The following is a 13811-nucleotide window of genomic DNA, read 5'->3' on the forward strand; positions in this document are numbered from 1 at the left end:
ACCTTCGCTCACACATTTGCCCTTAGGTAAGAGTGGTTTGAACTGACTATTTAAATTTCTCTCGAATTAGTTCAATCAAGGCTTTGACTTTATTGGGCAGAAATAAGGCCGAGGGATAAATCAGAGTAAGATGCTGCTTCGGATGCGCAAATTGAGGCAGCACCTCGACCAACAAACCATCTCGCAATGCAGGCTTGGAATGAATTTGTGGAATAAACGCGATGCCGTTTCCTGCTATCGCCATCGAGCGCAGCAAGTTGAGGTCGTCCGAGCGCAACGCCACATGCAGATCTGAATCGAGCAAATCAGCATTGTAACGATTAGTTAAAAGGCGATGCTGCTTAAGATCTTCCACCGTTTTTACTGGCGGATGCGATTCTAGATAGGCTTTTGACGCAACAAAGTGACTACGATAAGGCAAAAGACTGAACTGCACATAGCTGTCATCGGTGACTTTGACCACGCTCGGAAGAAGCTGCAAATCAAACGATTGACGCTTGAGATCGACACTCTCTTGATGGTTTTCAATCTCGACCGAAATATCCGGATACCGCGTTGTGTACTCGGTGATGATCGCGTTAAACGCGGCAGAGCTCATCAATGCGGAAGGAATGGCTAAACGCACCTTGCCCGTCAGCTCTTGTTGATATTCATGCATGGCATTTAAACCTTGCTGAATATGGTCAATAGGCTGCCCCACCAACTCAAACAAGCGTTTCCCGTGCTCCGTCAACTCAATGCTGCGTGTTGTGCGAATCAAAAGCTGTACCCCGAGTGATTTCTCTAATTCTTGCAGGCGACGACTCACTTTTGAGCGTTGTAGTTGATTCGCCTCTGCCGCTGCACTTATACCGCCGTGAACCACCGTCTGAGTGAATAGGTAAATATCATCAAAACTAACGTTCATTGTCCTATTTTTAGGTCATTTATGTTCGTATTATCATTCTACTGAATTGTGAGTGACTTCTCTATAATCCGCTATCCAATATGTTTAACGGAACTTGTAATGACGGCTGACCAAAAATTCAAACACTGGATGCGAACTTTGATTGTCCTGTTCATCGTACTATTTTTGTACATTATCATTGCTGACCGCCACGCACCCTTAACGACCGAAGGACGAGTGCAAGGATACGTTGTCCAAGTCGCGCCCGAGGTATCTGGTAAAGTGACCGACGTTCTCATCGAGAATAACCAGTCCGTTCAAAAAGGCGATGTGTTGTTTACGATTGATGATCGTAAATACAAGATAGCGCTTGAACAGGCGGAGCTGTCTCTGCAATCCGCTTATGAAAAAGAAGCAACGCTGTATTCTCAACGCGAAGCCGCTCTTGCCAATATTGCCCGCGCACAAGCAACATTTGATAATGCACACCGCGAATACAACCGCTTACTGACGTTATCGAAGCAGAAAGTCATCTCTCAATCGACACTCGATAATGCCTTTGCCCAAAATCAGGTATCACGTGCAGCGCTTAAAGCGGAACGACAAAACTTAAAAGTCATTGAGGCGCAATTAGGCGACCAAAAAGGTCAAAGCACCGCCGTTCGAATTGCCAAAAACGGCATCGAAAAGGCGCAACTTGATTTGGCAAATACCGCGGTACTCGCTCCCAGTGATGGTGTCGTGACCAACCTGCAACTAGAAGTTGGCACGATGGCAAACACCAACATGCCATTGCTGACGTTTGTACCAACAGGATCACTCTGGGTAGCCGCTGATTTTCGTGAAAAATCCGTCGCGAACGTAGACAAGACTTTCCACGCCTTGGTCACATTTGATGCCAACCCAGGTTCGGTGTACGACTTTGATTTAGCTAGCCGCGATTACGGTGTAGCAGCCGCACAACAAACGCCTAATGGCGCACTAACCAAAGTGGAAGTGAACAACCGCTGGGTACGTGATGCGCAGCGTACACGAGTGAACCTAACCAGCAGCGATGAGTTACCACCAGCACTGTTTGTCGGCTCTCGCGCTACCATTGTTTTGTACCCAGACAACAGCATTTTCTGGCAGTTGATGGCGCAAGCACAGATTCACCTCGCAAGCTGGTTCCACTTCATTTACTAGGCGGCGACAATGAAAACCTTACGAATTTGGTTCGGCTGCTCTTTAGGGCTCGCGCTAAGCATGATCTTCGGTTGGTCTTACGGATTTTTTGCCATCATGATGCCGCTGTTTATATTGGGCAGAATGGACAACTTTAATATTTCGGCTTTATTGATCGTGTTTTTCTCTGCGGTGTGGACAACCATACAAGCCACATTTTTGCTGGAATACTTGCAGTTTCATCCAACATTAATGACCGTTGCCGTCGGAATTATGATGCTGTTCAAGTGCATTGCAATGATGAACCAGAAAACCTATTTGTTTGGTTACATGGGGCTGTTGGTGGGTTCAATTGTGTTGAATTTTGCCAGCTATAACTTCATGGATATTGAAGAGTTCAACGTCAACATGTGGGTGATGGCGTTCAGCAATATTTTTGTTTGCGCATTCGCGTATTGGTTGTTCCCGGAGCCAAAATCCCCCGCCGAGCACCTTGAGATGTCGAACCCAGTAAAAAGCGATATTGACTACATCAGCCAAGTTGCTATGGGTTGGGTAGTGGCGATGGCTGCGTTTATCGTATTCCAAGTAGCGGACTTATATGACTCGCTATCCGCACAAGCTTCCATTTTGATCATCCTAACCCCAATGACTTTAGCGGGCTCGCTCGCCATGGCAAAAATTCGCATCATCGGCACCGCACTAGGCTGCATCGCAGGGATGGCTGTTCAGCTGATATTGGGCAGTTGGTATGGGCATGGGCTACTCTTTTGGCTCGCCTTTACCATTGCGATGGGGCCATTCTGCTTGTGGCTCACCAAGGGGCAAATTAAAGCGGCTATCGCGTTTTCTGCCATGTCTGCCCTATCGGTTCCGCTGACGACCTCATTGGTGCCAGAACAAAAAGACGCGTTCTTTTCGATCTTGTACCGTTTCAGCTCGATTTTCGTTGCGGTTCTGCTCACCGCGATGGTGATGTGGGTGGTGCATCACTGGATTCGTGTGATGTTGCTAAAACATCCTGAAGTTCGACAGCTAGAAATGAACTAGCGCGAAGTTACAACGTCTGTTTTAAGAAAAAAACCAAGAACCGAGCTCTTGGTTTTTTTGTTTATCTAAGGGGAAAATATTTTGAATAACTTAAGCAGACAGCTCTCTACGAACAATCTCCGCTCCCACACTTAGCGCATTGAGCTTAGCGGTTGATACTTCACGAGACAAAGGCGCCATACCACAGTTGGTACATGGGTAAAGCTTGTCGGCATCAACGTATTTCAATGCCTCTCGCAGTGTATTCGCCACTTCTTCTGGCGTTTCAATCTCGTTGGTTGCTACATCAATTGCACCAACCATCACTTTCTTACCGCGAATCAACTCAAGCAACTCAATAGGCACTCGCGAGTTATGACACTCAAGCGAGATAATATCGATATTCGACTGCTGCAATTTAGGGAATACTTCTTCGTATTGTCGCCATTCAGTGCCTAGCGTTTGCTTCCAATCCGTGTTCGCTTTGATGCCGTAGCCATAGCAGATATGCACCGCCGTTTCACATTTCAGCCCTTCAATCGCACGCTCTAAACATGCAATGCCCCACTCGTTCACATCATCGAAGAACACATTGAACGCAGGTTCATCGAATTGAATGATATCGACACCTGCCGCTTCAAGCTCTTTCGCTTCTTGGTTGAGGATCTTCGCAAATTCCCAAGCCAGCTTTTCACGGCTACCGTAATGATCATCATAAAGCGTATCGATCATCGTCATAGGGCCTGGCAACGCCCACTTGATAGGTTGCTTAGTTTGCTGACGCAAGAACTTGGCATCTTCAACAAACACGGGCTTTGTGCGGCTTACTGGGCCAACCACAGTCGGAACACTTGCTTCATAACGGTTGCGAATGGTCACCGTTTTACGGTTTTCAAAATCTACGCCGCTTAAATGCTCAATAAAGGTCGTCACAAAATGTTGCCGAGTTTGCTCGCCATCACTGACGATATCAACGCCTGCCAGTTCTTGTTCTTGCAAAGCGACACGTAGCGCATCGCGTTTGCCATCAATCAGTTCTTCACCTTGCAGTTTCCACGGTGACCAAAGTTTTTCTGGTTCGGCCAGCCAAGAAGGTTTCGGTAAGCTGCCAGCCGTTGAAGTCGGTAATAGTGTTTTCATCGTCATTCCTTTCTAGATTCTCGTTATCTTTTACGCGTAATTTGCAGACCATTGTTCAAGCACAGATTGATAAGGTTTGATGAAATGCTCCTCGGCAAATTTCCCTTGTTCAATCGCCAGTTGGCTGCGCTCTTCTCGGTCATAAACGATTTGAGTTAGCGAGTGGTCTAGGTTTTTTAAGTTTGGCTGGTAGCAATTACCGGCAACCGCGTTGGCATTGTAAATCTCAGGTCGGTAAATCTTCTGGAATGTCTCCATCGTGCTAATCGTACTGATAAGCTCTAGGTTTGAATAATCGTTCAACAAGTCACCGAAGAAGTAGAATGCCAACGGTGCAACGCTGTTTGGCGGCATAAAGTAGCGCACCTGTAAGCCCATCTTCTTGAAGTACTGCTCCGTCAACGAAGATTCGTTCGGCTGATATTCAAAGCCCAAAACAGGATGTTGATTTTCGGTGCGTCGGTATACCTTGTTGTCCGATACGCTCAGACAAATCACTGGCAGCTTTTTGAAATGCTGTTTATAAGACTCAGAATTAACGAAAGCTTTGAACAGTTTGCCATGCAAATCACCGAAGTTCGCTGGGATGCTGAACTGTGGCTGGTTTTTGTTGTGGTCCAACAGCAAAACGCTAAAGTCGTAATCACGAACGTATGAAGAGAAGTTATTGCCCACAATGCCTTCGATGCGCTCGTTAGTGTTGTGATCAACAATGTTAGTTTTGAGCACTTCAATCGATGGGAATGCTTCTCCACTACCTTGGATATCCATATCAACAGAGATGATTTCAAGTTCAACTGAGTAGCGGTCACCTTGCGCGTTATCCCAATATGCCAACGCATTAAAACGATTATCGATCATTCGGAGCGCATTGCGCAGATTCTCTCGGCGGTAGTTTCCGCGAGCCAGATTAGCAAAGTTGGTAGTGATTCGCGTGTTGTCTGATGGTTGGTAATTCTCATCAAAGCGAATGCTTTTGATAGCAAATGTGAAATCGTTATTCATCGTGAGTTGGTATCCTATTTCCTTAGATAAAGCAGACTTTTCCTAACTCTGTGCATGGGGACATTTTTTGTTTTTTGGTTTTCCCAATCGTTAGGTTGCACAGCACTTACGACGAACGGTTCGTACAAAAAACGACCGTCGCAGTGCCTAACACCAGAGCAGTCCTTTTTTTATACTTGCTTCACGAGTTGAGTAATATTGGTATTGTTTCACATTGAACATGAAGGAAATTCATAGTGGCAGTTCCAACCCTGAGAGAGCTATCGTAGATACTGTTTTTCATTGACACCAATACACGTAACTTGGCGAGCATATTGCCAATATGTGTAATTAAGAAACGGATAAGAGATTAGCAGTACGTAAACCAGTTTTAAGCCGAGAAAACGCATTGTATAAACAATACGCCAACTGGAATATAGGACAGCGTAACTTAAATAGCACTTTTCACACTCCATCGTTTATTCAAGCATTCGTTTAATTAGAAGTACGTTACATTTTATATTCTCGAAACATGATTATTTAATAATCTTATTTATTTCTTTTTCTATCTTTACCATCTTAAACGTAAAGTTTAATTTCCTGCTGTAAAAGCACATATAACTTCATACACGAGCATGGCAACTTCATTGACGGACTTTATCACTAAACTATTACATTAAGCTCTAAAAAAATAATAACAAAAAAACATAAATCACTGTTTTAATTTGAATTAAACCCATAAACCCGAGATAACCACATAACGATACTTTACTTAATTTGGTATAACAAAAACCCTAAAAATAACATGGCTAACATTTATAAAATTCACTTTTATCAATAGAAAATCTCAACACAACATTAGAAAATTAAAATTAAGCAACAACTTAAAAAGACAAGACTTAATAACCAAATTCTTATTTATTATAGTTGAGTGGTGAATTTAAAAACTATGAGACATTAATCCCACGAATCTATCCTTTTTCTTTTTTTAATAAAAAACAAGATGCACTATTTCACCGCTCATTTATTGAGCTTGAATTTATAACCTGTCCATAATTATAAAGTGCCCATCAAGATGGTTTAAAACAAAAGTCTTTATGGGCTGACTAATAGGAAAAAATAATGGAAAAACAGCATCTTTCCGCGAGTATTATCGCACTCGCTTTACTTGGTTCTTTAGCACCAGCACATGCTGAAGATACATTGAAATCTTACACTTCGACATTGCTTCAGCTTGATGATGGTGATGCACGCTCGAAAAAAATCCGCTTAATTTATTCTTTAGAAAATGTCTGGAACCAATCTTTGCTACCAAATGGCGCTAAAGAAGCCAAGTTGATCCTAAATGGCGGTTCTGGCTTCGACATGACTAATGTTCCAAACAAAGAACAAATCTATGGTTTTGCTACTGGGGGAGATTACCGTTACACCGTTCCAACGGCTTTTAAGCTGGCACTGAGCTATTTAAATGGCGCCCCTTTACGCCACATGAGCCATGCTCCAGAAAACACCATTGCAACGGCATCTGTCAGTGAGTCTCTAGATTTTAACCTTGGATTCAGTGCTTCTACTTCTCCAAATATTAGTGGGGGAATCTCCTGGAGCAACCGTGTAACGTACGACCAGCCAGAGTTTCAAACGGTTGCCGATTTTAACCAAGCTAACGAAAGCATTAATTGGTTAATTGAAAACAAGACTATCCGCCATAATACGCCAGCTAAAGACTGGTTATTGTATCGTTGGACCAGTTGTGACATGGGTAATTTGATTGATTACAATGAGTTACCTGTCGTTATGCGTTCAGATTTTAAACCACAAGTCGGCGTCGTATATAGAAAAAATGACATTCAAGATGGCCTAGATACATCAGAGGTCAAGCTGGTTGCTGGTTGGCGAAAAACCAATTACTACTTTGGTCGCGACTGGTGTAGCTGGTATACCACACCAGAAAATACCTGGAAGAAAAATCGTGATAGCAGTCAATGGACAGAGACTAGCCGAGCCGTAACTATCTCTTGGAATGACGATCTCTACCACTAACTTATTAGCCTGCGGCCACGGAATAAATAAGTGGCCGCCGTATTTACTAATGAAATAAACGGTAAGACATGACACATGACAAGTAACAAAAAACTCTTGACTGGATCGGCGCTAGCACTTGGTGCAGTACTCGCCATATTTCTGATTAATTCAAATAACAAGAATGCCCAGACCGAACCTGTTGCAAGCCTTGACGAGCAAATCAAGACAGAAGACGCTGCGACAATAAGTGTAACGCCTCCTGAGAGCAATGCTGCTCAAAAGGTGGTTACCACTCCAACACCACAAAGTGGCAATGATGATACTTCCGACGTCATTCCAGCTACACCTTGGATATCTGCCCCATTAAATGAACTGAGCAATGAACTGTACGATTTTATTGAAGCTGAACAGGTAAGTTACATCAGTACGACCGACTATCCATTCGACGAGAAAAAGCAAAAACAATTGCGAACATTAGCTAAGCAAGGGGTTCCTATCTTGTTTGACAATACGGAGTCATCCTATTTGGATAGCTACGGTGTCAGCGAAACCAAAGTCGTATCAGAGTATTTTGGTACGGCGTCTGAAGGTGATGTCATCATCGCTACCGGAGTACAGAATGCAGATGGCAGCATTCATTATCTAGTTTTGCCTTTGAAGAGCAAAGATCTCAACGATAACAGTAAATTGATTGAGGACACTAAGCTCGCAATCACTCTACTTAAAGAACAAAAGCATGACTTGATAAAAGAGAGACAAAACGAACATCGCGAATAAAAGTAAAGGGAGATAGCCTCTGTATCGCTATTTCCCTTAAAACTCAGTTCTCAATTAAGAAAAGCTCATCTCTCCCTACTTACCGGCGCTCTATCCGAAATCACCTTGCCATCTTTGATCGTGATGATGCGTTTGGTGCGTTCTGCGAGGGCGTTATCGTGCGTCACGATGATCAATGTTCTGCCTTCAGCGTGAAGTTGATTGAACAAGGCTTCAATCTCTGCGCCGGATTTTGAGTCCAATGCACCCGTTGGTTCATCCGCTAAGATGATTTGCGGATCGTTGACCAAGGCTCTGGCGATAGCAACTCTCTGCTTTTGACCACCAGAAAGCTGGTTTGGTTTATGGTCTAAACGATCCCCTAGCCCGACTTGCTCTAGCAATTTGGCGGCGCGCTGACGACGTTCTTTGGCTTTGATGCCAGAGTAAACCAACGGCAGTGCCACGTTATCGAGCGCCGTCGCGTATTCCAATAAGTTAAAGCTTTGGAAGACAAATCCAATCTTTTGGTTACGAATGCCAGCCAGCTCATTCGCACTTAAACTTGCGACGTTTTGGCCGCCAAGTTGGTACTCGCCATCGGTGGGCTTATCTAAACAGCCGAGCATGTTCATCAACGTTGATTTGCCTGAACCGGACGGGCCAAGAATCGAAAGAAACTCGCCTTGATTAATGGTTAAGTCAACGCCGTCTAGCGCGCGAACTTCCGCCTCCCCGCTTGAGTAGTATTTACAGATGTTGGTCAGCTCAACAAGCGGCTTGTTCGACATGTTCTTTCCAGAGTTATTGTTGTTATTCACTTTGTAGCGCCTCCAACGGGCTGACTTTTGCGGCTCGGTTTGCAGGTAACCATGCAGATGCCACACCAATGATCACTAAGGTGAGGATGACAATCGCGACAACGACCCACGACAACTCAGGGACAGGTTTACCCAGTTGTTCATAAAAGGCATTACCCTCTAAAGGAATGGAACTGATGGCAGACACCAGCGCGTACGTCACGGCTAACCCAAACGCCCCCCCCATCATCATTGTCAATAAAGACTGTACTAAATAGTGCATGCGAATAGCCGATGGGGTTGCACCGACTGCCATGCGCACACCGATATCACGCGTAGATCGCTTTACGGTGGCATACATCACATTGGCGATGCCAACGCCAGCAACAGCTAACGTCACGAAGCCGATAATGCCAAGGAAACTCTGCAAACCTATCAGAAACTGCTGCATACTCTTTTGCTTAAGGAACATATCATCGACTTGGACGACCTGTTCATCACTGACACTTGCCCCGTGTTTACGGGCAATCACTTGCCTGATCGTCTTTGCTAAGGCTTCTCGGTCTACATTCGCTTGTGGCTGCACATTGATGCCACCAATTTCACCGTTGACATGAAATCGCTTCCACGTCGCTAGCGGCACAAAGCTGGAATAGTTGATAAGATCCCCCAGTTCTATTTGGGCGCTGTTTTTCTCCAATACGCCCACAACAGTGAACTCCTCATTGCCGATTTTTACCTTTTTCCCCACAGGGTTGACTTGCAATGTGACTGTCGCAAACCAACTAAAGTCCTCATTCGGGTTGAATAAGTCGGCTGCCAGTTCATAACCCAGTACAACGACTTTGCGCGTCTCTTTTTGATCGAGTGGGTTTAACCATCGCCCCCCCGCCATCGGCACCAAATTGGTCATGGATTGAAACTCGCTCGTGACCGCTAACGGCTCTTGCCACGAGCTTCTGTCACCAACGGTGATGCGCTCTTTCCACTTCGCCGTTGGCGCAACGCTTTTTACATCGGGTAACGCTCGAACGACCTCTGAATCGTCCATTTTTAGTGTCAGAAACTTACCTTGGTGAAAAGCACCGTGGTCGACGGTGGCCATCCCTCCGGTCAAATAAATCAAGTTGCCGTTACCATTTTGTGCGGTTTTCAATACGCCCTGACGAATACCCTCACCTACCGCCAACATAGCAGCGATACAAAGGGTCGCCCACGCTACTGCCAGAATGGTCAAACCCAGTCTCAGCTTTTCTGCGGCCATTTCTTGGAAAATTTGTCTCATCGGTAACAACATGACTAGGCCCTCGCACTCAAAGCAATGACTGGCGTGAGACGCGATGCTCGCCTTGCTGGGAAATACGATGCCATCAATGCCAAGATAAGCGTCACAAGTAAAGACCAAGCAATGGAATCTGGCGTGATCACAGGTAAACCAATCCATTGCGGTAATGCCATGCTGCTTAAGACAGATACCACTGCATACGAAAACATCAGACCTAATGCCGTGCCCACAGCTACCAAAATAAGCCCTTCAAGAATAAACTGACTGAGTATGGATTTTTGAGTCGCCCCGATCGCCAAACGCACACCGATTTCACGCGTGCGCTCCGTGACAGATAAAAACATGATGTTGGCAACGCCAAGCGCACCGACCGCCATGGTCATCGCGCCACTCGCTCCGAGAAAAATCTGAATGCCACGCAAAATTCCACTGATGACCGCCGCACCTTCACTAAAATCGGGTAATTCGACCGCATCTTTATCACTTGGGTCAAAATGAAGCTGCTTGGCGAAAAAGTTCACAATATTTTGTCGAAACGACGGTGCATCCATCCCGTCTCTCGGCTTCATCAATACCATCCAAGGTTTCGCATCCCACAAATCGCGGTACGTTGTTTGAGGAATGAAAACCGTGCGGCTATCGCCGAATGAAATGCCAGTGTCCTCACCAACGGTTATCCCAATCACCAAAAACGGAATGCCGTTGACTTTGAGCCTATCCCCGATTTGGATTCCGCCCATTTGCGCAATTTGATCGCCTAACACCGCCACGCGAGTATGGTTGTTCATATCACTTGGTGACAGGTTTCTCGAACCAGATTGCAGCTTGCGTTGCATTAAAGGAAAGTAAGACGTGTCAATACCGCTGACCGTACTCGATAAGTTCTGTCCTTTGAGATTGGTGATATTCGCATCCCATTTGGCGTAAACGCTCGACGCCTGTTGCACGAAGCCCGACTGTTTGATCGTGTCGACTTTTTCTTGTGGTATATCAATTTGGCGCCTTGAAGGTAACCCTTGCCACGGTTTACTGGTACTCGACGGAAACACCACTTGCACATTGTTGATCATAAATGAAAACGACTGGGTCTGATGGTGATAAAAGCCTTCGCCAAGTGCGATTAACACCACCACAGAGATCACGCCCCAAGCAATCGCGATAATGGCTAGCACGCTCTTCATGCGGTGCGCCATCAACGTTTGCCAAGTTTGTTGCAATAGGCTGCTCATGAATGAAAAGCCCGAGAGATCAACGCCATGGTATCGTCATCGAGTTTCCCTGCGGTTTGCAGTAAGCCGATTCTCTTACGCCAGTAGCTGTACAAGTTGGTTTGCAGACTGTTTTTCGCCTCAAACAAGCTGTTGTGTGCGCTGATAACTTCCGACACTTCAAGCAGGCCAGCGTCGTAAAGTTTCTCTTTGCTTTGCAACACTCTGGCGCGCGACTCAACCAGCTCGTTCGCTATCAAAACTTGATTCCAGTTGATATCGACCTGCGTAAACTGCTGAATAACTCGTTTCTGAATATCAATTTCCACTCTACGCATATCTTGCTTGGCGCTTAAAATGTTCAACGATGCTTCGTCCACTTTCGCTCGCACTGCACCATTGAGGTCAATCGGCAAACTCAAACTAATCCCAGCGTTAAACTCGCCGTTTGAACGACTATCACCATCGCTGTAGCCCACACTGCCTTTGACGGTTGGGTAGTATCCACCTTTAGCTGAATCTTTCGCGAACTCGCTCGCTTTCACCATCTGCGCCGCCACCAACAGCTCTGGACTACTGTCTTTCGCCAGCTTTAGCCATTGCTCCTGAGAGTCCACCAGCATCGGTGGCTGAATCAAAGAATCCGTTCGAATTTGGTCGACACTCTCCGGCATTTGATTGATTAACGCCGCAAGCTCTGCTTTTTTCACTTCGAGATCGGCTTTTGCATTGAGGATACTTGCTTGCTCAGAGACTTGATTCGCTCGCATCTCTTCAACATCAACCGACTTCACTTTGCCTGCTCGATAGCGTTTCTCGATGATGTTGAGAAGTTCCTTCCCCTCCTCCAGCTTGGACTGCGCCAATTTGAGGTCGCCCTGTGCGCTTGCCACATCTAGGTAAGCGGTGAGCAACTTCTGCGCAAGCTCGTTATGTGATTGAGATAGCTCTAACTGTGCTTTGAGATAATTGGCATTCGCTTGATCCAGTTCCGACCACAAACTGCTATCCCAAATAGTTTGAGATAAGGTAGCGCCGTAACTGTTGGAATGGCTTGAGGACTCATTCCAATCCGCTGACGCACTGGCACTTAAACCCGGCAATAACGCACTGCGGCTACTCTGTACGCCAACCTCGCCAAGCTGGACGCCGATTTTCGCTTTTTCGTAATTTGGATCGTTCTGCTTTGCTTGTTGCCAAGCTTGTTCAATAGAAATTGCGTAGGTCGGCAAACTGAGCGTGGCAGCCAACAATGCAAAGGCGATTGTTGATCGTTGCAGCTTAACCATGCGCCGCTCCCATCATACTGTTGTCGATAACCTCTTCATCAAGCTCCACGCCGTCAAGCACTTCGACATTGATGCCATCTGACAGACCGAGTTTCACAGGTTGTTTATGAAACCCTTGTTCTGAGCTATCGGGGATCAGAACATTCGGTGCGTCACCATCAAATTGCAGAGCGCGCTCCGGTAGCGTGAGCACGTTTTCAGAAGTCTTCAGAATGATTTGAGCCGTCGATGAAAAACCAGAACGAAGCAACACATCTTGTGGGATCTTGAGTTCTCCCACTTCAACCTCAAAACCGTTATCAAAACTTTTAGCCGAAGCGTTTCCTTCTGGTGAGTTAAGGTTCTCAGATTGAATCGCTACTTTGGTTAGCACACCAGAAATCGCCACATCAGGATAAGGCGCAACCGTCAACATAACGGGCATTCCCGGAGACAACTGCGCAGCATCATGCTCACTGACGCTACCTTTAAAAATCAGACTGTTCATGTCGGCCAATGACATCATTTCAGTCGCGGCTTGGCTTGATTGAGTCGAGATGATCGGCTCTCCGACCTCAACTTTCTGGTTGAGTACCGTGCCATCAATTGGCGCGTAGATCGTCGACGTTAAACGCGCATCACCGATAGACGCCTCACCACTGCGGATGAGTTCGAGATTCTGGCGCTTTTGCAATACGTCCGCTTGCGCAGATTTGACTGCCGAGCGCGCACTTACGTATTCGTCGTAGTTACTTGGAATAATGTCCTGCTTGACCAAGCTTTCTAAGTTGGACAGTTTTTGTTTGGCGGATTCCAGATCGGCTTCACTACGCATGAGTTCTGCCGATGCATCCGTTAATGCTTGGGGGGTTGGGTTTGGACGCACTTTGATCAGCGGCTGGCCTTGCTTCACCTTTTCACCAACTTTCGCGTAAATTTCACCGACGATACCGTCGATTTGTGACTTGATAGACACGGAGTGTGCAGGGACAATTTTACCAACAGCCACCGCTTGCTTTTCAATCGTGCCTTTTTCCACAATCAATGTAGGCAGCAATTCTGGTTGAGCGGCAGATTGGAGATAGAAATACGTACCACCGCCGAGCAGCGCAATGCTCACAGCGGAGACAAGCCAACGTTTCGTCATTATTTATTCCAACAATTATTGGGTAGTCTAATGACTACTCCTAAAACACAAAGTTGAAGGAATAATATCCTGCTTTAATAGCGGTATGGTTGTCACAGTTGGTATGGTTTTGTCAGTCGCCT

At 45.9% G+C, this 13811-nt stretch carries 12 protein-coding genes; 4 read left to right on the top strand and 8 right to left on the bottom strand.

What is annotated here, in order from left to right:
• Positions 1–46 precede the first annotated feature (46 nt).
• Positions 47–907, bottom strand: coding sequence for a LysR family transcriptional regulator (locus tag R7Z47_RS12985; protein WP_005494676.1), 861 nt, complete (start codon positions 905–907; stop codon positions 47–49).
• Between the two features lie 99 nt (positions 908–1006).
• Here R7Z47_RS12985 and R7Z47_RS12990 point away from each other — a divergent pair, with 99 nt between their 5' ends.
• Entirely contained in the window at positions 1007–2071 is a 1065-nt protein-coding gene (locus R7Z47_RS12990; protein WP_140299280.1) for an HlyD family secretion protein, read from the top strand.
• Between the two features lie 9 nt (positions 2072–2080).
• Complete coding sequence (locus tag R7Z47_RS12995; protein WP_262607060.1) at positions 2081–3100, top strand: DUF2955 domain-containing protein; 1020 nt, start codon at positions 2081–2083, stop codon at positions 3098–3100.
• A gap of 90 nt (positions 3101–3190) precedes the next feature.
• Here R7Z47_RS12995 and R7Z47_RS13000 read toward each other — a convergent pair whose 3' ends face one another.
• Both R7Z47_RS13000 and R7Z47_RS13005 read right to left on the bottom strand, forming a co-directional pair.
• Complete coding sequence (locus R7Z47_RS13000) at positions 3191–4219, bottom strand: methionine synthase (RefSeq protein WP_318130125.1); 1029 nt, start codon at positions 4217–4219, stop codon at positions 3191–3193.
• Positions 4220–4249: 30 nt separating this feature from the next.
• The gene (locus tag R7Z47_RS13005; RefSeq protein ID WP_017636059.1) at positions 4250–5224 is read right to left on the bottom strand and encodes a DUF1852 domain-containing protein; all 975 of its coding nucleotides are present in this window, start codon (positions 5222–5224) and stop codon (positions 4250–4252) included.
• A 1101-nt stretch (positions 5225–6325) separates the two neighbouring features.
• Between R7Z47_RS13005 and R7Z47_RS13010 the strand changes: the two genes are divergently transcribed.
• Positions 6326–7243, top strand: coding sequence for a leukocidin family pore-forming toxin (locus R7Z47_RS13010; protein ID WP_005376731.1), 918 nt, complete (start codon positions 6326–6328; stop codon positions 7241–7243).
• Positions 7244–7318: 75 nt separating this feature from the next.
• On the top strand, positions 7319–8002 hold the full coding sequence (locus tag R7Z47_RS13015) for a topoisomerase I (protein WP_238843765.1): 684 nt from the start codon (positions 7319–7321) through the stop codon (positions 8000–8002).
• Positions 8003–8067: 65 nt separating this feature from the next.
• On the opposite strand, the gene R7Z47_RS13020 is transcribed toward R7Z47_RS13015, so the two are convergent.
• The 5 genes from R7Z47_RS13020 to R7Z47_RS13040 are packed head-to-tail and all read right to left on the bottom strand — an operon-like array spanning position 8068 to position 13689.
• Entirely contained in the window at positions 8068–8772 is a 705-nt protein-coding gene (locus tag R7Z47_RS13020; RefSeq protein ID WP_238843764.1) for an ABC transporter ATP-binding protein, read from the bottom strand.
• Between the two features lie 22 nt (positions 8773–8794).
• Positions 8795–10078, bottom strand: a complete 1284-nt coding sequence (locus R7Z47_RS13025) for an ABC transporter permease (RefSeq protein WP_170897271.1) — start codon at positions 10076–10078, stop codon at positions 8795–8797.
• Positions 10079–10080: 2 nt separating this feature from the next.
• Positions 10081–11295, bottom strand: coding sequence for an ABC transporter permease (locus R7Z47_RS13030; RefSeq protein WP_170897270.1), 1215 nt, complete (start codon positions 11293–11295; stop codon positions 10081–10083).
• Positions 11292–12563: a TolC family protein gene (locus R7Z47_RS13035; protein WP_005385783.1), complete on the bottom strand. Its 1272-nt coding sequence runs from the start codon at positions 12561–12563 to the stop codon at positions 11292–11294. The genes R7Z47_RS13030 and R7Z47_RS13035 overlap by 4 nt, the downstream gene beginning before the upstream one ends.
• Positions 12556–13689, bottom strand: a complete 1134-nt coding sequence (locus R7Z47_RS13040) for an efflux RND transporter periplasmic adaptor subunit (protein WP_005385784.1) — start codon at positions 13687–13689, stop codon at positions 12556–12558. Before R7Z47_RS13040 ends, R7Z47_RS13035 begins: the two co-directional genes overlap by 8 nt.
• Positions 13690–13811 lie beyond the last annotated feature (122 nt).

It is taken from the genome of Vibrio sp. 1641 (assembly GCF_033339995.1).
In the GTDB taxonomy this organism is placed as follows: domain Bacteria; phylum Pseudomonadota; class Gammaproteobacteria; order Enterobacterales; family Vibrionaceae; genus Vibrio; species Vibrio alginolyticus.